23 protein-coding genes and 1 riboswitch are annotated in these 22,460 nt (G+C 39.2%); of the genes, 17 read left to right on the forward strand and 6 right to left on the reverse strand.

The window, feature by feature from the left end; genetic code table 11:
* The first annotated feature begins 166 nt into the window (after window positions 1-166).
* Window positions 167-1,003, forward strand: a complete 837-nt coding sequence (locus DOK79_RS11910; protein ID WP_206858003.1) for a helix-turn-helix domain-containing protein — start codon at window positions 167-169, stop codon at window positions 1,001-1,003.
* Window positions 1,004-1,077: 74 nt separating this feature from the next.
* Window positions 1,078-2,226, forward strand: coding sequence for an N-acetylglucosamine-6-phosphate deacetylase (gene nagA / locus DOK79_RS11915; protein WP_206857995.1), 1,149 nt, complete (start codon window positions 1,078-1,080; stop codon window positions 2,224-2,226).
* An 83-nt stretch (window positions 2,227-2,309) separates the two neighbouring features.
* Here nagA and DOK79_RS11920 read toward each other — a convergent pair whose 3' ends face one another.
* A complete protein-coding gene (locus DOK79_RS11920; protein ID WP_339093327.1) occupies window positions 2,310-3,098 on the reverse strand; it encodes a MerR family transcriptional regulator in 789 nt (262 codons plus the stop codon).
* Window positions 3,099-3,260: 162 nt separating this feature from the next.
* Between DOK79_RS11920 and DOK79_RS11925 the strand changes: the two genes are divergently transcribed.
* Entirely contained in the window at window positions 3,261-5,852 is a 2,592-nt protein-coding gene (locus DOK79_RS11925; RefSeq protein ID WP_206857983.1) for an HAD-IC family P-type ATPase, read from the forward strand.
* Between the two features lie 333 nt (window positions 5,853-6,185).
* Here the strand turns inward: DOK79_RS11925 and DOK79_RS11930 are convergent, their stop codons facing one another.
* Entirely contained in the window at window positions 6,186-6,560 is a 375-nt protein-coding gene (locus tag DOK79_RS11930; protein ID WP_206857982.1) for a hypothetical protein, read from the reverse strand.
* Window positions 6,561-6,569: 9 nt separating this feature from the next.
* Window positions 6,570-7,298 (reverse strand): DNA/RNA non-specific endonuclease, encoded by a 729-nt coding sequence (locus DOK79_RS11935; protein ID WP_206857980.1) that lies wholly within the window; start codon window positions 7,296-7,298, stop codon window positions 6,570-6,572.
* A gap of 126 nt (window positions 7,299-7,424) precedes the next feature.
* Here DOK79_RS11935 and DOK79_RS11940 point away from each other — a divergent pair, with 126 nt between their 5' ends.
* Window positions 7,425-7,949 (forward strand): NfeD family protein, encoded by a 525-nt coding sequence (locus DOK79_RS11940; protein WP_206857979.1) that lies wholly within the window; start codon window positions 7,425-7,427, stop codon window positions 7,947-7,949.
* Between the two features lie 13 nt (window positions 7,950-7,962).
* A complete protein-coding gene (locus DOK79_RS11945; protein WP_206857978.1) occupies window positions 7,963-9,444 on the forward strand; it encodes a flotillin family protein in 1,482 nt (493 codons plus the stop codon).
* Between the two features lie 108 nt (window positions 9,445-9,552).
* On the opposite strand, the gene DOK79_RS11950 is transcribed toward DOK79_RS11945, so the two are convergent.
* Window positions 9,553-10,149, reverse strand: coding sequence for an FUSC family protein (locus DOK79_RS11950; protein WP_206857976.1), 597 nt, complete (start codon window positions 10,147-10,149; stop codon window positions 9,553-9,555).
* A 109-nt stretch (window positions 10,150-10,258) separates the two neighbouring features.
* Between DOK79_RS11950 and DOK79_RS11955 the strand changes: the two genes are divergently transcribed.
* Complete coding sequence (locus DOK79_RS11955; RefSeq protein WP_206857974.1) at window positions 10,259-11,224, forward strand: aromatic acid exporter family protein; 966 nt, start codon at window positions 10,259-10,261, stop codon at window positions 11,222-11,224.
* A gap of 56 nt (window positions 11,225-11,280) precedes the next feature.
* On the opposite strand, the gene DOK79_RS11960 is transcribed toward DOK79_RS11955, so the two are convergent.
* Window positions 11,281-12,240: a Gfo/Idh/MocA family protein gene (locus DOK79_RS11960; protein WP_206857972.1), complete on the reverse strand. Its 960-nt coding sequence runs from the start codon at window positions 12,238-12,240 to the stop codon at window positions 11,281-11,283.
* 193 nt (window positions 12,241-12,433) lie between these two features.
* Between DOK79_RS11960 and DOK79_RS11965 the strand changes: the two genes are divergently transcribed.
* The 9 genes from DOK79_RS11965 to purB all read left to right on the forward strand — a co-directional run bounded on the left by DOK79_RS11965 (window position 12,434) and on the right by purB (window position 20,706).
* Window positions 12,434-12,970 carry a hypothetical protein gene (locus DOK79_RS11965; protein WP_206857970.1) on the forward strand — a complete coding sequence of 179 codons (537 nt, stop codon included), beginning with the start codon at window positions 12,434-12,436 and terminating at the stop codon, window positions 12,968-12,970.
* 13 nt (window positions 12,971-12,983) lie between these two features.
* Complete coding sequence (locus DOK79_RS11970) at window positions 12,984-13,781, forward strand: D-alanyl-D-alanine carboxypeptidase family protein (protein WP_206857968.1); 798 nt, start codon at window positions 12,984-12,986, stop codon at window positions 13,779-13,781.
* A 9-nt stretch (window positions 13,782-13,790) separates the two neighbouring features.
* Complete coding sequence (locus DOK79_RS11975) at window positions 13,791-14,405, forward strand: glycoside hydrolase family 73 protein (RefSeq protein ID WP_206857966.1); 615 nt, start codon at window positions 13,791-13,793, stop codon at window positions 14,403-14,405.
* 23 nt (window positions 14,406-14,428) lie between these two features.
* Window positions 14,429-15,106, forward strand: coding sequence for a hydrolase (locus DOK79_RS11980; RefSeq protein WP_206857964.1), 678 nt, complete (start codon window positions 14,429-14,431; stop codon window positions 15,104-15,106).
* Between the two features lie 290 nt (window positions 15,107-15,396).
* Window positions 15,397-15,494: riboswitch (purine riboswitch) on the forward strand.
* Window positions 15,495-15,580: 86 nt separating this feature from the next.
* Window positions 15,581-16,162 carry a xanthine phosphoribosyltransferase gene (locus DOK79_RS11985; RefSeq protein WP_206857962.1) on the forward strand — a complete coding sequence of 194 codons (582 nt, stop codon included), beginning with the start codon at window positions 15,581-15,583 and terminating at the stop codon, window positions 16,160-16,162.
* Window positions 16,163-16,164: 2 nt separating this feature from the next.
* The gene (locus DOK79_RS11990; RefSeq protein WP_206857960.1) at window positions 16,165-17,472 is read left to right on the forward strand and encodes a solute carrier family 23 protein; all 1,308 of its coding nucleotides are present in this window, start codon (window positions 16,165-16,167) and stop codon (window positions 17,470-17,472) included.
* 319 nt (window positions 17,473-17,791) lie between these two features.
* Window positions 17,792-18,280, forward strand: a complete 489-nt coding sequence (gene purE / locus DOK79_RS11995) for a 5-(carboxyamino)imidazole ribonucleotide mutase (RefSeq protein WP_206857958.1) — start codon at window positions 17,792-17,794, stop codon at window positions 18,278-18,280.
* Entirely contained in the window at window positions 18,273-19,397 is a 1,125-nt protein-coding gene (purK, locus tag DOK79_RS12000) for a 5-(carboxyamino)imidazole ribonucleotide synthase (RefSeq protein WP_206857949.1), read from the forward strand. Before purE ends, purK begins: the two co-directional genes overlap by 8 nt.
* Window positions 19,398-19,410: 13 nt before the next feature.
* Window positions 19,411-20,706: an adenylosuccinate lyase gene (gene purB, locus DOK79_RS12005; RefSeq protein WP_206857947.1), complete on the forward strand. Its 1,296-nt coding sequence runs from the start codon at window positions 19,411-19,413 to the stop codon at window positions 20,704-20,706.
* Window positions 20,707-20,834: 128 nt separating this feature from the next.
* On the opposite strand, the gene DOK79_RS12010 is transcribed toward purB, so the two are convergent.
* Window positions 20,835-21,212, reverse strand: coding sequence for a hypothetical protein (locus DOK79_RS12010; protein ID WP_206857946.1), 378 nt, complete (start codon window positions 21,210-21,212; stop codon window positions 20,835-20,837).
* A gap of 257 nt (window positions 21,213-21,469) precedes the next feature.
* On the opposite strand from DOK79_RS12010, the gene purC reads away from it, so the two are divergent.
* Both purC and purS read left to right on the forward strand, forming a co-directional pair.
* On the forward strand, window positions 21,470-22,201 hold the full coding sequence (gene purC / locus DOK79_RS12015) for a phosphoribosylaminoimidazolesuccinocarboxamide synthase (RefSeq protein WP_206857944.1): 732 nt from the start codon (window positions 21,470-21,472) through the stop codon (window positions 22,199-22,201).
* A 3-nt stretch (window positions 22,202-22,204) separates the two neighbouring features.
* Window positions 22,205-22,459, forward strand: coding sequence for a phosphoribosylformylglycinamidine synthase subunit PurS (gene purS, locus DOK79_RS12020; protein WP_206857942.1), 255 nt, complete (start codon window positions 22,205-22,207; stop codon window positions 22,457-22,459).
* Window position 22,460: the final 1 nt, after the last annotated feature.

Raw genomic sequence — 22,460 nt, forward strand, 5'->3', positions numbered from 1 at the left:
AAATATGACTTTACCTAAAAGCCGTCCCGACACCGAGACGCTTTTTTAATGCCAACTATTTGAAAACCAAAAATGTTGCTGTTGGTCTTTTCTTGAAGTTTGCAAAGTAGTCAAGTACAATACATGTAGTCATGCGAATACGCATATTTTTTAGAGGAGGATACTTATGGAAGCGTTAGTCGATTCCTTTGGTACGATCATCAAAGAAATCCGAAAAGAACAAAAAATGACCCAACAAATGCTTTCACAAGGCATTTGTTCTCAAAGTGTGCTGAGTAGAATTGAAAATAACGAAGAGTTACCGAATGTATTGGTAATGGCGCAAATCTGCCATCGACTTGGAGTGACGATCGATTATGTGATGAATTTATCCAAAGATAAATTTCGAGCAGCAACGAGACAATTTGATCTTCTAGATCTTTATTTTCTAAAAAGAGATTATCGTAAATTAGAGCAAGAACTAAAATCAGCGAAAGTAACAGAGAACCTGTATTCCGCTGAAGATTTTCAACGGTATTACTATTATTTAGGCGTTTGTGAATTTACGTTAAGGAAAAACTTAGTACAGGCGCTCAGCTACTTAAAAGAAGCATTGACTTATTCAAGTCAAAAAGATCGAATCCACGTCTGCGATATTGAGATCCAATTGATCAGCTGTATTGGTAAAGTCTATGGTGTAGCGGGGAGAAGTACGGAAGCAAGATATTATTTAAGCCGTAGCGTTCAACTGTTGCATGAGACAATGAACGATCATAACAAAAGCGAGCTGACACAAATTTTTTATAATTACGGAAGTTTTTTATTTCATCAAGGAGAAAGTGAAGCAGCGCTTGAACAAGTGAATCAAGGCATTCGCTGGGCACAAGAAAAAAATAGCTATTATTATTTAAATGATTTATTTATTCTGAAAAGTTTGATATATAAGCAACAAAATGAACTATCAAAAGCGTTGTTTTATGAAGAATTAGCTCAAGCTGTAAAAAAAATCGCAAAAAGTATATAAATGGTGTAGACCATTCTTGACTTCTCTCGTAAATAAGAGTAATTTAAAGGTAGATCATCAAAGGAGAGAATAGAATGAGAACTTATATCTATGCTGACAAATTCTTTTTGGCATCTGGTGTGAAAAATGCTGGATATCTTGAAATCACTGATGGACTTTTTGGAGAGTATCTTTCAGAAAAACCAACAGGAGAAGTAAAAATCATTGATCAAACTGGCAAATGGATTGCCCCTGGACTTGTAGACACGCATATTCATGGGTTTATGAATCACGACGTTATGGATAATGACGCTGAAGGTATTAAAGCCATGTCAGAAGGATTATTATCTTGTGGAGTCACTGCATTTTTACCTACCACATTGACTTCTAGCAAAGAACGTCTAAAAGACGTAGCAGAAACCATTGGAAAAATGTATCACGAAGCTCCTGGTGCTAAAATCAAAGGAATCTATTTTGAAGGCCCATTCTTTACAGAGGAACACAAAGGCGCACAAAACCCAAGTTATTTTGGCGATCCAGATCTAGCTGTCTTCAATGAATGGCAAGAAGCTTCTGGTGGTTTGATCAAAAAAATCGCCTTAGCTCCAGAGCGTTCAGGTGTTGAAGAGTTTGTCAAACAAGTGACCGATGAAGGCGTTGTCGTGGCGTTAGGTCATAGTAATGCGACGATCAACGAAGCGCAAGCCGCAGTTGAAGCAGGAGCAAGCGTGTTTGTTCATGCATTTAATGGTATGCGTGGATTGAATCATCGTGAACCTGGGATGGTTGGTGCATTATTGTCATTAGACCACGTGTTTTCTGAATTGATTTGTGACGGTCACCATGTCCATCCAAATGCTGCTCAAATCTTGATGGAAAAAGCAGGACATGATCATGTTGCATTGATCACGGATTGTATGATGGCTGGCGGCATGCCAGATGGCAACTATAATCTAGGTGAGTTTCCAGTTGTCGTTAAAGACGGAACAGCTCGTTTAGAATCTGGTAATCTAGCTGGAAGTATTTTAAGATTAAAAGAAGCAATCAAGAATGTAGTTGATTGGGGCTTAGCTACGCCTGAGCAAGCCATCATGATGGCTACTTACGTTCCAGCGGTCAGCTGTAAGATCGACGATACATGTGGAAAGATTGCTAAAGGAAGAGATGCTGATTTCATCGTCTTGAATCCTGACATGACTTTAGATGCCACTTATTTAGATGGTGTAGAACGTTACCATGCATAAAAAATGAAAAACAGCCAAAAGGGAAGAAGCAGATCGTAGCTTCATTCTCTTTTGGCTATTTTTGTGTTGTTTTTATAGGATCGTTACTGGATCAATACTTCTAAACGAGTAATAAATTCATCTTGGTCATTCGTTTCATGGAAATCAACGAGGTATAGTTCATAAAATGGACTTTTTAGTTCTAGTTTGTGTGTTTCCGCATATTTTCTCATTTCTTGAATACCGATGATTTGTTGCTCATAGCCTCCTTGGTATGTGTAAGTCAAGTATTTCCCTGAGGGCAAAGTGGATACTTCATTGATCAGCGAGGCAGTTTCTGGATAGAAATAGAAGACTTGATAGGCAATAGGATCCGTATCTTCATGTAAAATACTTCCAAATAGATTTTGATTATTGGCACTAAGATGTTTTTCATGCTTTTTGTGCAGTTGCTTCAACGCATAATCGACATCATCACTTGTCGTCATCTCATCGTCTTTGATCACTTGACGCAATTGATGCTCCATCACGATCGGTTGATGAAAAGGAGTGTCTTCTACTTCATAGATCAACTGTAAGCGATCATCCAGTAAGGCGATTTTTTCTTTAGATTCTTCAATCAAGCGATGCAAAGAATCAATTTCAAAACGTAAAAGTTCTTTTGTGCGTTCAATGTTTTTATTTTTAAGGTATTCGACGATATCTGGTAGAGAAACATCGAAATATCGCAAATCTCGAATCGTGTTTAGTTGTTCTAGTTCTTTATAAGAATAGTTACGATAGCCATTATCGTCATAATCTGGTTGGATCAAACCGATTTTTTCATAGTACCGTAAAGTATGTGGGGTAATATCATATAATTTTGCTAATTCATTGATTTTCAATCGATTCACTTCCATTTGATTTTATTTATAGCTTGTCTCTGTTTCTCATTTTACTATTAGTTGGTTAGAAAAAGCGAGTTATTTAAAAAAATGTCAAAAAAAGCATTGACCTTAGAGCTACTCTAACCTGTAAGCTTATTTTAGATTAGTAATTGTTGGAGGAGAAAAAGTATGGAGTGGTATAACAAGTCAACTGAGGAAACATTCGAACGGGTTCAAGTCACAGATTTTATTTCAGAAAGTGATCGTCTTGAACGACAACAAAAATTTGGAAAAAATAAAATGGAAGAGCAAGACCAAACGCCTGAATGGCAAAAATTCTTATCTTATTTCCACGATGCTTTGATGTACATCTTATTAGGTGCTGCAATCTTGAAAGTAGCAACCGGAGCATTGATGGAAGGCGGGATGATTTTTTTAGTTGTTTTTCTAAATGCAATGATCGGTTATTTCCAAGAACGGAAAGCAGCCTCATCTTTAGATAGTATCAAAGGATTATTGAGTGATAAAGCAGTGATTTTGGAAGACGGTAAAAAACGTGAAATCGATCCGACTGAGTTGGTCGTTGGCGATCAAGTAGTTTTGACTGCTGGAGATATCGTACCAGCGGATGTTCGGATCATTGAATCATTCAACCTGCAAGTGGATGAAGCAATTTTAACAGGAGAAACACATTCTGTCAGCAAAACTAGCGAGAGTTTACCAGAAAACACAGAATTAGCGGAACAAATCAATATGGCTTTTTCTGGCACAAAAGTTGAATCTGGAAATGGGCTAGGCGTCGTTGTTGAAGTAGGTCCGAATACTCAAATCGGTAAGATCAGTCATTCGTTATCGACGGTTGAAGAGCAAGAAACACCATTATTGAAAAAAATCAAAGAAATGAATACAAGTATTTTTAAAGGAATCAGTGCGTTGATTTTATTGATTGCGATCGTTTCTTATTTTTACTACGGCATGACGTGGGGCTATATAGCGACGGCGATCATCGCTTTGATCGTTTCTTCGATTCCAGAAGGCTTGCCATCGATCTTAACCATTATTTTATCGGTCGGTGTGAATCGAATGGCAAAACAAAATGCGATCGTAAAAACATTACCTACTGTAGAAACATTAGGAGCAATGACGGTTATTTGTTCAGATAAGACAGGAACATTGACAAAAAATGAAATGTCTTTGGTCCACATTGCGACATTGAATGATTGGTACACGCCTCAATCATTTACAAAAGCATCACGTACAAAAGTTGAGGAGTATTTGTTCCAAGCGATGCACAATTGTCAAGAAACACAATTAGCAGATGGCGCTTGTCCTGAAACTGGAAATGCAACTGAACTTGCATTATTACGTTATACAAACACGCAACAGGCAAAGATTTATTCGCCAATCGCTAAGATCCCATTCGATTCAGCGTATAAGTATATGAGTACCGTCCATGAGATCAATGGCAAAAACATCCTGTTCGTCAAAGGGGCGCCTGATGTATTGATTGAAAAAGCTGGCCAACAAATGGATGCTAGAGGTACGATTCAAGCCATCGATAAAAAACGTTGGAATAAGAAAAATGAAGATTTGGCAAGTCAAGGGCAACGTGTTCTAGCTTTCGCTATGAAAGAAATCGGTGATGCAGACTTATCACATGATTCATTAGATGCAGAGTTAACAATGATCGGTCTGTGTGGTGTGATCGATCCACCGAAAGAATCAGCGATCGAAGCTGTAAAATCGATGCAGCAAGCAGGAATCCGTGTGAAAATGATCACTGGCGATCATCCATTGACGGCTAAAGCCATCGCAAAACAATTAGGATTGCAAAATCATCAAACTGCGATCACAGGAAAAGAGCTGAATCAACTTTCAGAGCAACAATGGCAACAAGCAGTAAGTGAAAATGATGTGTTTGCTCGAACGACACCAGAACATAAATTAGCGATCGTGTCTTATCTGCAAGAACAAGGTGAAATTGTAGGAATGACCGGAGATGGTGTAAATGATGCACCGGCATTGAAGAAAGCCGATGTAGGGATCGCTATGGGAATCAAAGGGAGCGATGTGAGTAAGCAAGCGGCGGATATGGTCTTAGTCGATGATAATTTTGAGACGATTGCTTACGCAGTAAAAGAAGGTCGTCGGATTTTCGATAACTTGAAGAAAACCATTCTCTTTTACTTGCCAACCTGTTTGGCACAAGGGTTATTGTTGCTGTTCTCATTGATTGGAAACTTCCCATTACCATTAACGACTGTTCAAATTCTTTGGTTAAACCTAGTGGCTTCAATCACTTTATCTTATGCGTTAGGATTTGAACGAGCGGAAAAAGAAGTAATGAGTCGCCGACCACGACCACTAGATGAGCGAATCCTTTCGCGATATGCGTTGATGCGTATCTTATATGTGGGCATGATCTTAACGATCTTAGGTTTGACTGCGATGGAATATGTCTCAAATGATGCCCGTCAAACGGTGTTGATCAATGCGATGGTCTTTGGTCAAGCCTTCTATATGATCAATTGCCGCCGAATCAGTGAGTTTAGCTTGGACAAAGGATTATGGAAAAATACAGCATTGTTTTATTCAATTGGGATCATGGTCTTGCTTCAAGCAGCGATGATCTGGTTCCCACCATTGCGAATGGCATTAGGAACTAACTTGTTATCAAATGCAGAAGTAGTCATCAGTCTTTTACCAGGATTACTTTTATTCTTCTTAGTAGAAATCGAAAAATATATTTTATCAGCTAGAAGTTACAGAGTTGATGCTTGATCGTCTACTTTCTCCATGAAACCAGATAGGTAAACTAGAGAGAATTTCTTCGAAAAAGTAGCTGTTAAATACTTCTACAACGAATGTAGAGCTAAAAAAATGCAAAGCGATCGAAATGATGGGTCATTTCGATCGCTTTTTTGTGTAAACATTCAAATCATCAATCCATAGATAAGCTTCATTTCTCGCTAATTTCTAAGGAAATATTAGCAAGCACATGGAACATCAAAAAATGTCATCCACGAAATTCGCAAGGAAGATTTCGTGGACGACATTTTGTTTTTCGAGAATAAAGGTTTTTTTCCGATTTTTTTATTTGTAGATTACTCTAATCTAATTAGCGGGAAAATCAAAAAAATCGACGATCGATTTTGAAGAGTTTGCGTATCTTATAAGTAGATCGGCTAAACTCCCATTGAATTGCTGGATTTCTTCTTTCTGGTGCGAGCGAGGAAGTAAATAGACCGTATCATCATTTGCCAAGACGTAATCGCCATCGATCGTACGAGCAACCAAGTGAAAGGATGAAAGGAGCTTCGCGAGATCCTCTTCATTAAGTGATGTATAATCGATCGTCCGTAGAATACTAGCTTTAAAATGTTTTGAAGAAGGAAAAAAGACAAGTTCTTCATAATCGGTCAGTTCTTTCTCTTCAAGCCATGTAAGTGTTTGTGCCAATGTACCGTTTTTGTTCAATTGTTCAAACAATCGTTTCACCTACTTTTTATTTGGGATCAACACAGTAAAGTCGATCGTTGGATTATTGCCTGTTCCTTTTGCCTCTAACTCGACACTTTCAGGGATCAGTTCATCGCCAGCGTAATGCGGAGTAACACGATAACGAACAGTTTCCCCATGGTTCAATGCTTTACGGATCTTTAGTTCATAAAAATTCATATAAGGATCGTTGACGGGAAATTGAAACAAAGTAACTAAATTTCGCTTATCGTCGCCACTGCCACCGAATTGTTTAGCGATCAGATGTCCCCGAGAATGATCATATCTCGGCCCAGAAATAAATCCAGGAGGGCGGATGTCACGATTTGCACTAGTTCCTGTGTTGATCATTGATTTTTCCAGTAAGGCATCCGCACCAGTTGGTCGTCCTAGCTGATCAAGCGCATGATACTCGATCCATCCATGGTTCGTTGAAAAATCATTTGCGGTGAATGATGCTTGCCCTAAGTCTTGCGGCCCAGGATTGTTTCCAGTTGGTGCTAAGTCTTCTTCTTGCGGTAGGCCATTGTTTCTTTGTTCAGATGAGTTCTGTGTTGCATTTTCTTTTTCTGTTACGCTCTCACCAGATTCTTTATTTAAAGAAGCAGATTCACTGTAGTCAGTGGTGACTGTTGGCTCTTCGTTCACTAAGTCCATTCCGATAAATCCGATTGCACCCAAAACAACTAAAGAAATCAATGTTCCCCATAGTTTTTTTAAATTTTTCATTCTTTCACCTCGCTTATTAGTATAAGGCAAAATAAAAAGGACTAAAAGTAAAAACTTTATCCAAAGTAGAGTAATTATATAGGTGATTATGATATGATATTCTTGTACACAAAGGAGGCGAATGAGATGATAGGAGGAATCGCAATCATCACGATTTACTGGTACGTTCTACTCATATGTGCCGGGATTGCAGTGTTACTTGTTATTTTTGGAGATGTCTTTGATTTCGATGGACCTATCGATCCGATGCTGATCGTTCCTTGGTTGACTTTTACTAGCTTGTTAGGGTATTTGGGCGAATCCTTGACCGACCAGTCCTCGTTAGTGATTTTCGTTATCAGCGCCATTATTGCAACCGTTTTAGTCTTTTTGTTGAATTTTTATGTCTTGATGCCAATGAAGCATGCAGAGTCATCGCTATCGGCTTCTGAAAAATCATTGGAAGGTCAAATCGCTACGGTGGTGACGCCGATACCGATCCAAGGAATGGGTGAGATCCAACTGAAAAGTGTTACTGGTTCGATCAGTCGTCCCGCTTGCTTTTATGCGCCTCAGGAGACAATGATCAAACGAGGAGAAAAGGTACTGATCATTGAAGTAAAAGATCGTGTTTGTTACGTTACGCCGTACGAAAGTATGTTGAAAATGTGAAGGAGTGGAAAAAATGGAAATATCTGGAGTGTTTGTAGCAATTGTTTTAGCAGTATTGATCGTTTTGATGCTATTGATCGTCTTTGTAGCCAAGTACCAAACGGCAAAACCAGACGAAGCATTGATCATCAGTGGTAGTTATTTAGGAAGTAAAAATGTCCATGCGGATGAGAGCAACAACAAAATCAAGATCGTTCGTGGTGGCGGGGCATTCGTACTGCCAGTTTTTCAACGTTCGAATCGCATCAGTTTATTATCAAGTAAATTAGATGTATCTACCCCAGAAGTTTATACCGAACAAGGGGTTCCAGTAATGTGTGACGGCACGTCGATCATCAAAATCGGTTCTTCTGTAGAAGAAATTGCGACAGCTGCGGAACAATTTTTAGGGAAAACGCGTGAAGAACTTGAAAATGAGGCTCGTGAAGTCTTAGAAGGTCATCTACGTTCGATCTTAGGTTCGATGACAGTGGAAGAAATTTATCAAAATCGTGACAAATTCAGCCAAAGCGTACAAGAAGTGGCCTCTGTGGATCTAGCGAAAATGGGCTTGATCATTGTTTCCTTCACGATCAAAGAAGTACGTGATAAGAATGGTTACTTGGATTCATTAGGGAAACCACGGATTGCTCAGGTCAAACGTGATGCAGATATTGCAGAAGCGGAAGCACTAAAAGAGACACGGATCAAAAAAGCGGAAGCAGAAAAAGAATCACAAGCTGCCGAATTACAACGTCAAACAGAGATCGCTGAGTCTCTGAAAGAAAAAGAATTGAAACTAGCTGCTTACAAGCAAGAGCAAGATGTGGCACGAGCAAAAGCTGACCAAGCGTATAATTTAGAAAGCGCAAGGGAGCAACAACAAGTAATCGAACAAGAAATGCAAGTAAAAGTCGTTGAACGTCAAAAACAAATCGAACTAGAAGAAAAAGAAATCATTCGTCGTGAAAAACAATATGATTCTGAAGTGAAGAAAAAAGCAGATGCTGATCGTTATGCGAAAGAACAAGAAGCGCAAGCGCAAAAAGTCAAAGAAGTGACAGAGGCAGAAGCGGAACAATTTAGAATCGAAGCATTAGCGCAAGCTCAGGCAAATCAGACTCGTTTAGCTGGGCAAGCTGAGGCGGAAGCAACATTAGCAAGAGGGAAAGCCGAAGCTGAAGCAAAACAAAAAATCGCAGATGCGTTCAAAGAATATGGAGAAGCGGCTGTGCTTAGCATGGTGATCGAAATGTTGCCTCAATTGATGCGTGAAGCGGCACAACCTCTTGGAAATATTGAAAAAATCTCTGTCGTTGATACAGGTAGTGCCTCAGGTGAAACAGGCGGTGCTAATCGGGTAACGAGCTATGCCACAAACTTGTTGTCTACGACACAAGAAACATTGAAAGAAACAACTGGATTGGACATCAAAGACATTATAGAAAATCTTTCTACTCGCGGAAATTCTCGACAATTGAATGTCTATGAAGGATCAAACGAACCGAAAGAATAGGCGTTGAATGAAAAAAACTCAGAGGAGTTGTACTGACCACAAAAGTTAGACCAAGATACTAACTTTTGAAGGTCACTACAATTTTTCTCTGAGTTTTTTTATCGTTTGCTATTTTTGTTCGTTTTGTTTACGGATCTGCGCTTTTACTTCTTCAAGATTTTCAAGCAAGGCTTGCTCTTTTTTTCTTAATTCTTCTAAGTCTTCGACAATCTCTTCTTTTTTTTCTACTTCTGGTGGACGTAAGAAGAAATTGATCCCGATGGCGATAAATGTCCCGATAAAGGTGTCAAAAACCCGCTCAACAGCATAGAAGACTGATTCGCCTTGGGGGATGCTTAAAGAGATCAGCAATAATGTTGCGATAGCAGCAATGATTCCAGAATTATTATTGATCCCGTCAGATAAGACGATTACGATGATCACTAACAGTGGGAGCACGATCAGTTCAACTAAAAAATCATTGTGGAAGTAACTTTTGACAAAAAAATAGAAAATTCCTAATCCGCCACCAAGTAGATTCCCGATGATTCGTGAGCGACCAAAAGAAAAGGTAGTCGTCAAATCTTGGCGTAAGGAAAAAACAGCAGATAGGGCAGCAATCATTGGAATGCCACGATTAAAGAGATGGAAGATCAAAATACATAAGAAAACAGCTAAAGCGCTCTTCATTGTACGCATACCAAGTCGAAAGCGTCCAAATTGCATAGTATACTCTCCTTTATGTTCTTTACAATATCATAACTAAACTTACCTTGGATTGCTAGTTTTTCATGGATGAATTTAGTATAATTCAAGAAAAAGAAAGGAGCCGATCATGCGAATTGGAATGAGAACGGTAAAAACGGTCATTAGCGTTTTTGCTTCGATGGTAGTTGCCAACTATTTTTCCTTGCTCTTCTGGCCGTCTGCCGGGATTATAGCCTTGTTGAGTGTGGGGAATACTCGTCGCTCGACATTGATGACTGGTATTTATCGAATCGCTGCATTTATCATTGCTACATTTATTGCCTTTTTGTGTTTTACTTTTTTAGGCTATCGAATCATCAGTTTCAGTGTCTTTCTTTTATTTTTTATTCCGATCGCTGTGCGGTTCAAATTGACAGAAGGAATCGTTGTGAATTCAGTCTTGATCACGCATTATCTAAGTGAACAAAGTATGAGTTGGCAATTGATTGCAAATGAAGCGGCTCTGATGATGATTGGGGTAGGTTTCGCTTTGTTGTCAAATGTTTACATGCCAGATAGTAAAAAACGACTAAAAGAAAATCAAGTGATCATTGAAGAGCGTTTTCGACAACTCTTGAGGAATATGGCAGATTTTCTGATTTCTGATGGTGTCTACGAGAATCAAGGATTATGTAAAGAATTGCAAGTTTTTATTCGAGAAAGTCAAGCATATGCGCGGGATCATCAAGAGAATAACTTGCTCAGACAAAATCAATACTATGAAACTTATTTTTCCATGCGTCGAGCACAGATCAATGTGATCCAAGACATGCAAGAGAATTTAGAGTATATCCATGAGCCGGTACCGTATAGCGACCATATCTATGGATTATTGATTTATACAGCCGAAACATTTTCTGAGTCGAATGATGGGAAAGAAATATTAGCACGTATCGAAGAGGTGTATGGATTGTATCGTCAAATGCCATTACCTACTACTCGGAGTGAATTTGAAGCTCGTGCGGAGTTATTCCAGTTTTTACAATCATTTAAAAGTTTTATTGAAATAAAAGTAGAATTTTCTCAGCAGATGATCGTAGATGCTGAAAAGTGAAGAAATAAGACGAAGCGATACTAATGACCATCTGCTTCGTCTTATTTTATATTTATTTATCCGTTTTTCTTCCACTGTTCTTGCATCTCGTCTAACAGTGCAATGACTTCGGCGGTTAAATACAGCGAGCGATTAGGGAGTTCGCCTTCGATCATTTTTACCATATTCTCAATTTCATAATTCATTGCTTGTGCACGATTGCCACTTTCAATCAATTCTTTTGTGCCATCTGTATAGATGATTTCGGCTTGATCTGCGCGAGGATAATCATTGATCGAAAGATAGCCATTTTCAAAAGCGACAATACCAACTTTTGGCATTTTTGCCTGGAAAGTGAGGCTGATCGTCGCTAATTCATTTTCTTTATTTTGTAAAATGGTCACGGATTGTTCATCGACGCCTGTTTTGAATGGAATCATTCGAGAAGCGATGACTTCAGGTTGTGAACTTAAAAAGAAACGTGCAAATGAAACAGCGTAAGTCCCAATATCCAGCAAAGCACCGCCTGCTAAATCAGGATTGAAAAAACGGTTGGTTGGATCAGGTTCTTTGTAACTGCCAAAAGGCGCTTGGATCATTTTCAGTGCCCCTAATTTGCCTGAGTCGATCATTGAACGAAGTTGCTGATATAAAGGCATATTGAAAATCGTCATTGCTTCTGCCAAAATCAGATTTTTTTGTTCTGCTAACTGGATGGCCTTTTGAAGTTCTGCTTTATTCATAGTGATCGCTTTTTCGCATAAAACATGTTTTCCTGCTTCTAAGGCAGGAAGGATGTAATCGATATGTTGACGATTAGGAACGGCGATATAGACGATATCCACTTCAGGATCTTGTAACATATCTTGGTAATCGCCATAAGCTTTTTTAATGGCATGACGGGTAGCAAACGTTTGTGCTTTTTCGAGTGTACGTGATGCGACAGCAACCAATTCACTTGATTGCTGATTGAAGCTTTCTGCAAATTCTTGGGCAATCGATCCTAGACCAACGATGCCCCAGTGAAATTTTTTCATTTTTCATCTCTCCTCATGCTATAGTTATTGTAAGGGTATTTAGTTGAATAACCTTGGGTTCACTATTATTATAACAAAAAAAGGGGATTCGTTCGTTTTGCCGATTCGCTTTCTAAAAAAAGAGGAAAAAAATGTACAAGTGGATGATTTTTCAATTTAATTTAAGTAAAATAATTACGAGGAGGGAATTACCATGCATCAAGTATACGTTGATCTTATTATGAGTGTTTTACTCGAACAATTTGAAACAGAACAAAATTTCTTAGATACTTATCTATTGGTGGACGAAGGAACTTGGCAAGGCTGGAAGCGTGGCGAACAAAATCTGCCATCAGAAGCAATGCAAAAAGTTAAAAACCTCTTTACAGATTATGAGTGGATGCTGACACAGAAAATTTTACGTCAAACCATCATTTTCCCTGAAAAAAGAAATGTTGCAGTAGCAGAATATAAGCAAATCAAAACTCGTATTGCTCAGAAATGGGTTGGCAGCGGCAGTGCGGATGTCGAATTGGTTCCTTTAAAAAATGATCAAATTTCCAATGGATATCTTGACTTGAAAGTCAGTATTCAATATGATGAGTGGGGCTATGATGATATTTTGAATTTCCGATTACCAGCAGAAGTTCAAAAGCAAATCGAAGGAGAGAAAATCGAGTTATTAGATTGGGTAAATGAAAATCTGGAAGAAACTTATATCAGTGAGAAAGTGGAGCCAGAAGGGGAATGAAAGGATTTTTTAAGTGAATAAAATTTTAGGTTTTGCTGCAGTTGTGATCATGATCGTTGCGATGGGCTATGTAGTCATCAGTGAAAAAGATTCTGATACGAAGGTCCGAGCGGATAATTCAAAGACTGAGCAAACAACTACGAGTACAACAAAAGAAAGTTCAGAAAACCAGACAAAAAATGAAACAGCTAGTGAGTTGCCAGATGTCAAAGTGGACGATTGGTCACTTGTTTTGGTGGGACCTGATCATAAGCTTGAGACAGAAATTGATGAAGCGAATCAATTGGTTGCGTTAGACAATGGCTATTTGGTCGATAAGCGCATCAAAACGGACTATGAAGCACTGGCTAAAGCAGCAGAGACAGCGGGCTTTCCGCTGGTAATGGTATCTGCATACCGGTCTGTGGCTACGCAACAACAAGTTTTTTCTCAAAATGTACAACAAGTGATGAGCAGTCAAGGTGTCACTGAAGAAGAAGCGACCAATATCACGAAAAAAACGATGACAGAACCTGGTTATAGTGAACATCATACTGGTTTAGCTGTGGATGTGGTCGATGAAACATGGTATAACAACTATCCAAGCACAGTTCTGGATGAAAAGTATGGTGAGGAACCAGGCGCTAAGTGGCTTGCGGAAAATGCCCCTAAATATGGGTTTATCATCCGTTATCCAAAAGGTCGTCAGGATATTACCAAGATCACTTATGAACCTTGGCATTTACGATATGTGGGCAAAGAAAGTGCGGAATATATCGCAGCAAATGATTTAACGATGGAGGAGTACTTAGACCAACTAAAAGAAAAGTAGGAATAAGAAATGGCAAAAAAGAAATGGAAAAAACAAAGGCGCAAAAATAATCGCTGGTTTGCTGTAATTGTAGGAAGTATGTTGATGATGATGGCTTTTGTTTTTTCTATGAGAAGTTTGTCATCCCCATATTCCACAGAAGCACAGCAACAAGAAGAGTTGACCCATCAAGAATTCATCAATGCATTAGTTCCTCACGCAAAAGAGCTGCAGCAAGGATATGGCGTTTTGCCGAGCATCATCATCGGTCAAGCTATACTTGAATCTGATTGGGGCAATAGTACCCTTGCAAGTAAATATAAGAACCTATTTGGCATCAAGGCATTTGGGAACGAAGAAAAAGTCAATCTGGAAACAAAAGAATATATCAATGAAGAATGGATCACCATCCAAGGAGACTTCCGAGTCTATTCTTCATGGGAAGAGTCGATGGATGATCACACTGCATTATTTATCAATGGTGTTGATTGGAACCCTGCTCTGTATGCGAATGTGATCGCTGCGACGAATTACATCGAGGCAGCCCACGCGTTACAAACAGCAGGATATGCGACAGATCCGACATATGCTGATAAAATCATACATGTGATTGAAACTTATCAGTTAAATCAATACGATCAATAATCAGATAGAACGGAAGTGGACGGATGGCAGATTTATTTGTTCCGGAAATAATGACAGAATTACGTAAAGATATCGTGAGAGTTCCAGAGGTCATTATGGAAGCAAGTGGGATTAAAATTTTTGGAAAGTTGATACGTTCGATTATCTTTACAACAGATATTGCGATCATCAGAAACACAAATGCAAATGCAGTGATCGCAGTTTATCCGTTTACGCCGCACCCGGCGATTACGAAAAGCATTATTGAAGCAGCGGATATTCCAGTTTTTTCTGGAGTTGGTGGTGGATTGACGCAAGGGATGCGTTCTGCATACATGAGTCTTTTCGCTGAAGCGCAAGGTTCACTAGGTGTGGTATTGAATGGACCGACACCTGTAGAAACAGTTCATGATGTCTGTCAGGTTGTCGATATCCCAGTAATCAGTACGGTGACATCCAAATACTCGGAAATCGAAGAGAAATTAGCGGCAGGTATCACGATCATCAATATCAGTGCAGGAAAAGACACAGCAGAGACTGTACGTTTTTTCCGAGAGAAATATCCAGAGTTACCGATCATTGCGACTGGTGGACCAACAGATGAGAGCATCAAAGAAACGATTGAAGCTGGTGCTAATGCGATCACCTATACGCCACCAAGCAGTGGGGAATTGTTCAGTCGTAAAATGGACAAATACCGAAAAATCGAGAAGACGAACTGAATCTTAAACAAAAACTAGTTGTTGTGACAACTGTCTAGCTCCAAGCAATAAAAAATAATGGGTTTTACTTTTGTTCCAGTCTCGTACAATCTTGACTTTAGCAACCTTTCTCTTTTTGGACGGGTTGCTTTTTTTATCTAAAAGATTCGTCTACTTTCTGTGTTGGATCAATGCGTGTGGTCATCACCTAAACCTAAGATAAATCCTTTATGAGAAATACGAGAAAGATGGTTGTAAGTTTCAGAAACAAGTGTTAGACTGTTTTCATCGTTTAAAAACAATGCGTTTATCAATCGAATAATCGAACAACTTATATATCGTCATGATAAGGATGACAGTTTCTAGCCAGCACCGTAAATGTTGGACTATAAGTGAAAAAGTAGTGAGACATCTTTTTTGCTTATATATTCGAGCAGAAGAGATGTTTTTTCTATTGTGAGTAAAATGAATTTAGCAAGAAAAGGAGTAAATAAAGTGAAAGAATTAGTAGGACGTATCAATAAAGATGGGCAAGTCTTGGGTGAAGGCGTGTTAAAAGTAGACAGTTTTGTTACTCATCAGGTTGATCCAGTTTTGATGGAACAAATGGGCCAACGTTTTGCAGAAGTTTTTAAAGAGCAAGGAATCACTAAAGTCGTAACGATTGAAGCTTCTGGCATCGCACCAGCTTTATTTGCAGCTAAAGAGTTGGGCGTACCAATGATTTTTGCTAGAAAAGCCAAAAGTTTAACAATGGACGAAGAATTACTAACTGCCTCTGTCTATTCATTTACGAAACAAGTAACGAGCACGATCTCGATTTCTCGGAAATTTTTATCTTCTGACGATAAAGTATTGATCATCGATGACTTTTTAGCCAACGGTCAAGCGGCAAAAGGCTTGATCGAATTATGCCAGCAAGCAGGAGCGAGCGTTGAAGGAATTGGGATCGTCATTGAAAAATCATTCCAAGACGGTCGCCAACTTCTTGAAGAAATGGGTTTGAAAGTCGTATCGCTTGCACGCGTTGCCTCACTTTCAAATGGTCAAGTAGAATTTCTTGAGGAGGATGCATAAGCGTGGAAAAAGAAACACAAAATGGTAAAGCTGCTGTCTTAGGACTACAGCATTTATTGGCGATGTATGCAGGCGCTGTTGCTGTACCGTTACTGATCGGTACGGGGTTAGGGTTTAATCAAGAACAGATGACGTATCTTATCTCAATCGATATTTTTATGTGTGGGTTAGCCACACTTTTGCAATTGACTGTCAATCGCTTTTTCGGCATCGGCTTACCAGTTGTTTTAGGTTGTGCGATCCAAGCAGTGGCACCGTTGATTTTGATCGGTAGTACAGAAGGTGTAGGGGCAATCTACGGTTCGATCATCGCATCGGGGATTTTCGTCGTTTTAGTAGCGGGCTTCTTTTCTAAGATCAAAAAGCTCTTTCCACCAATCGTAACTGGAACAGTGATCACAGTGATTGGGCTGACATTGATTCCTGTAGCGATCGAAAAAATGGGTGGCGGTAGTGCAGCTGCTCCTGGATTTGGTGATTTGACTAATTTATTATTAGCGTTTGTGACGATCCTCTTGATCGTAGGCGTGCAATTATTAGGAAAAGGATTCATCCGTTCGATTGCAGTATTGATTGGTTTGATCGGAGGAAGTATCTTAGCGGGCTTCTTAGGTAAGATCGACTTAGGTGCGATTGGTCAGGCACCGATTTTCCACGTACCGCAACCCTTTTATTTTGGCAAGCCGACATTTGAAATTTGGTCGATTTTATTGATGATCATCATTTCGATGGTGAGTATGGTCGAGTCAACAGGCGTATACTTTGCCTTGGGGGATATCACTGGCAAAAAAATTGGCGAAGAACAACTGAAAAAAGGCTATCGAGCAGAAGGTTTAGCTGTGGTCTTAGGTGGTATTTTTAATACATTTCCGTATACCGGCTTTTCGCAAAATGTTGGATTAGTTCAACTTTCTGGAATCAAAACAAGAAAACCGATTTATTTTTCTGCTTTCTTTTTGATCATTTTAGGTTTATTCCCTAAAATCGGTGCGGTTGCTCAAATCATTCCTGAACCAGTTCTTGGTGGCGGAATGCTTGTGATGTTTGGTATGGTTGCGATCCAAGGAATCCGTATGTTGCTAGAAGTCGATTTTACAAATGATAAAAATTTGTTGATTGCTGCGGTATCGATCGGTTTTGGCTTAGGATTCAATTTGATGCCTGAACTATTCAGTCAATTACCAGAAACAGTCCAAATGTTTACTGGAAATGGTATCGTCATGAGCAGTATCACAGCCATTGTTTTGAACTTAGTCTTCAACGGACTAAAACAAGACGAGAAAATCATTAAAGAAGCACTGAAGGATTGATCTAAGTCCCTTCACAAATAATAGTGAACAAAAAATGCAGAGAATCTGAAAATGGTTGATATTTTCGGGTTCTCTGCTTTTTTAGTTGAAGGATAGGCAACAGGCTTTTTTGATGTGTTTGAAAAACAGGAAGAACAGTTTTAACGATTTGTTAAAAAACGAATTATTTCGATCATGGAAAAACTTGTTTTGAAGTTTTTTGATCGATTCCAAAAAACGAACAATAATACATATTAAGTTGATTTCATTCGAATTTCACTTGATTTTGAAGATAGCGATTGATAAAATATGAGTGAATACAAATCGAGAGGAGAAACGAATGACTGCAAAAATTTCTGTGATCATGGGAAGTATTTCGGATTGGGATACAATGAAACATGCGTGTGAAATCATCGAAGAATTTGGTGTTCCATATGAAAAGAAAGTGGTATCTGCGCATCGGACACCTGATTTGATGTTCTCATACGCTGAGGAAGCTCGAGAAAAAGGAATAAAAGTCATCATAGCTGGGGCGGGCGGTGCTGCGCATCTACCAGGGATGGTTGCCGCAAAAACGACCCTACCGGTAATCGGTGTTCCTGTCCAAAGCCGAACATTGAACGGATTAGATTCTTTGTTGTCCATCGTCCAAATGCCAGGCGGCGTCCCTGTAGCGACAACCGCAATTGGAAAAGCTGGAGCAATTAATGCCGGTCTACTTGCGATACAGATGCTTTCAATGTATGATTTAGAATTGGAGGCTGCATTAGCGAAACGACGCGCAATGTCGGTTGAATCTGTAATAGAAAGTAGTGATCAACTTGGTTAAACCATTATTACCAGGATCGACGATCGGGATCGTCGGTGGTGGACAGTTAGGTCGCATGATGGCGATCAGTGCAAAAGAAATGGGATTCAAAGTCGGTGTACTTGATCCAATGAATGATTGCCCGGCTGCTCAAGTAGCAGATTGGCATATCGAAAGTTCATATGATGATACTTTTGCCTTGGAGGAACTTGCAAGAAGAACTGAGGTTATCACCTACGAATTTGAAAATGTCAGCGTTGAAGCGCTGAATGCGATTTTGCCCATGTCATTTATTCCTCAAGGGACAGATTTGTTGGCGATCACGCAAGATCGTCTTTTAGAAAAATCTTTTTTAGAAACAAATAATATTGTGATCGCACCACATGCGACGATCGTTAGTCCAACAGATATCCAAGATGCAATCGATGGTATCGGCTATCCTTGTGTGTTGAAAACAACTCGAGGCGGATATGATGGGAAAGGGCAATATGTTCTGAAGAGTCGAGCGGACTTAGCTCCTGCGATGGATCTTTTAAGAGAAGGGACTTGCGTATTAGAAGCATGGATCCCATTTGAGAAAGAACTATCGATCATGGTCGCTGGAAATGGACAAGGACAATATATGACATTCCCAGTTGTTGAAAATATCCACCGCAACAACATTCTTCATGAAACGATCACTCCAGCAACGGTTCCAACTGATGTGATCGAAGAAGCAGAAAGGATCGCGAAAGTGATCGCCGAAGCAGTTAGTTTGTCCGGTGTACTTGGCGTCGAAATGTTTTTGACGAAGACTGGTGGATTATACGTCAATGAATTAGCACCACGTCCACATAATTCAGGACACTACACCTTGGAAGCTTGTGGGATGACACAGTTTGATGCGCATATTCGCGGAATCTGTGGCTGGCCGTTAGCTGAAAAAGTGCCACTATTGAGCAAAGCAGTCATGGTCAACGTTTTAGGCGAGCAACTATTAGAAAGTTACAATTTGATTGCCAAAAAACAAGATTGGAAATTCCATTTTTATGGCAAGAAACAAGCAAAAAAAGGTCGTAAGATGGGACATATCACGATTTTGACAGAAGATATCGAGGCGACATTGAAAGAAATCGAAAAAACGAATATTTGGGACTAAAGGAGAATACTTGATGTTAGAACGTTATACACGACCTGAAATGGGCAATATTTGGACAGAGCAAAACAAATACCAAGCATGGCTAGAAGTGGAGATCCTTGCTGATGAAGCTTGGGCAGAGTTAGGAGAAATACCTAAGGAAGATGTCGCAAAAATTCGTGAACATGCGTCTTTTGATATTGATCGTATCTTAGAGATCGAACAATCGACTCGCCATGATGTCGTTGCCTTTACTCGAGCTGTGTCTGAAACACTTGGCGAAGAAAGAAAATGGGTCCATTATGGCTTGACGAGTACAGATGTTGTCGATACGGCTTACGGTTATCAAATCAAACAAGCCAATGACATTTTGCGAGAAGATTTGAAACGTTTCACAGCGATCATAGGCGAAAAAGCAAAAGAGCATAAGTATACCGTGATGATGGGACGTACGCATGGTGTGCATGCTGAACCAACGACTTTTGGACTGAAATTGGCTACTTGGTATTCTGAGATGAAACGAAACATCGAACGTTTTGAACATGCAGCAAAAGGCGTAGAAGCAGGGAAAATTTCTGGCGCTGTTGGTACGTTTGCGAATATCCCACCGTTTATCGAAGAGTATGTCTGCGAAAAATTAGGAATACGTGCGCAAGAAGTATCGACCCAAGTTTTACCACGTGATCTGCATGCAGAGTATTTTGCAACGATGTCATTGATTGCGACAAGTATTGAGCGTTTTGCGACTGAGATCCGCGGACTTCAAAAATCTGAGACACGTGAAGTGGAAGAGTTTTTTGCGAAAGGACAAAAAGGTTCATCAGCAATGCCTCATAAACGGAATCCGATCGGGTCAGAGAATATGGCAGGTTTAGCACGTGTGATCCGTGGACATATGATCACCGCTTACGAGAATGTTTCGCTTTGGCACGAAAGAGATATTTCACATTCTTCTGCGGAACGAATCATTTTACCTGATACAACGATCTTGCTTGACTACATGTTGAACCGTTTCGGCAATATCGTTAAAAACCTTACAGTATTCCCAGAAAACATGAAGCGTAACATGGAAGCTACTTTCGGCTTGATCTACAGTCAACGTGTTATGTTGAAATTGATCGACAAAGGCATGACAAGAGAAGAAGCTTACGATCTTGTTCAACCTAAGACTGCTTATTCATGGGACAATCAAGTGGCTTTCCGTCCGTTATTAGAAGAAGACGAAGCGATCACTTCTGTTTTGACATCAGAAGAAATCGATGAAGCCTTTGACTATAACCATCACATGAAAAATGTTGATGTCATTTTTGAACGTGTTGGTTTAGCCTGAATCGATCGGGTAGAACAAAAAGCTGCTTTATGTATAAAACACGAACAATAGATGACTAAAACGATTATTTCAAATTGAAGAAAAAAAGAACATCCTTCAGATCAACTACTGAAGGGTGTTCTTTTTGTTTAGGCGTAAGCGATTTGATGACCAAAATCAAAATGTTGTGAATGAAGAAGGCTCAATAAGGTCTCGACAAAAGTGTAGCCTAACTCTTGTTGATCGAACGTCACGCGCAATCGATAATGATGCTTGAAGAGCTTCTGCTCATGGATTTGTTTGATCACTAATTCATGGTTGTTTTGTGTCTGATAATGAAATGTTCGCTTTCGACATTCTGTTTGTCGTTTTGCTGCACGACGAAGTTTTCTAAATGTATAAAAGCTTCGATCCTTCATACAGGCATCAACATCTTTGATGGCAAGCAGATCATTATATAAGCGTGATTTTTCTTCTACAGATAAATCGAGTAAAAAACTTTGGGCAGACGTACTTGGATCTTCCATTCAGTAACCTCCTTGAAACATCTAACTGTTTTATTTAAATCTACTATATCACCAATCAAGAAATGTGTAAACGCTTCTTAACGAAGAAGCATGAATCTTAAGAATGATGTTAAAACCGAACATTAAACGTTTTTAATTAATAAAATGTACACTTTTATATTGCTTTGAATTCAGAGCCTTGGTAAAATTTAAAGTGAAAAGACGAACAAATATTACGCGTTGTCCAAGCAATGTTAATAAAACAAGGAGTCGTTGACATGGAAAAACGAGATTTGCTCTATGAAGGAAAAGCAAAAAGAATGTTTCGCACGAATGATGAATCTGTCTTATGGGTGGAGTATTTAGATCAAGTAACAGCCCTCAATGGTGGGATGAAAGATCAGATGCAAGGGAAAGCTGAATTAAACAATCAAATCACAAGTGCTATTTTTGAATACTTAGCGACACAAGGAATCAAAAATCATTTTATTGAGAAATTATCAAAAACCGAACAATTAATTAAAAAACGGTCGATCATTCCCTTGGAAGTGGTCGTGAGAAACATTTCAGCTGGAAGTTTTTCAAAGCGTTTAGGAGTAGAAGAAGGACAAGTGTTACCAACACCGATCGTTGAATTTTATTATAAAAAAGATGAATTAAATGATCCATTCATCAATGATGCCCATGTTACTTTTCTGGAGTTGGCAACGCCAGTAGAGATTGCAGAGCTAAAAAAACAAGCATTGCAAATCAATGAACATTTAAGTGAACTGTTCAAAAAAATCGATTTACAATTGGTCGATTTCAAAGTGGAATTTGGACGAACTGCGTCAGGTGAAATCGAACTGGCAGACGAGATCTCCCCGGATACTTGTCGTTTATGGGATCTTGTGACCCATGAACATATGGATAAAGATGTATATCGACGGAAGATCGGTGATATCATTCCTGTCTATCAAGAAGTACTGAATCGTTTAAATCAATTATCAATCGAAAATAAAGGAGAATAAATCATGTATTTTGTAAAAGTGTACGTAACATATAAGGACTCAGTATTAGACCCTCAAGGAGAAGCAGTTAAAAACGCGGTTCATCGTTTAGGTTACGATGCGATCGAAGAGATTCGTATCGGAAAATATTTTGAGATCCAAGTATCAGCGAGTGAAGAGGAAGTTGAGGCAACGATCGAAGCAATCTGTGATCGCTTATTAGCAAATGTCAATATGGAAACTTATCGTTATGAAATCAGCAAAATGGAGGAAGTTTAGC

It is taken from the genome of Enterococcus sp. DIV1094 (assembly GCF_017316305.2).
GTDB lineage: Bacteria > Bacillota > Bacilli > Lactobacillales > Enterococcaceae > Enterococcus_B > Enterococcus_B mangumiae.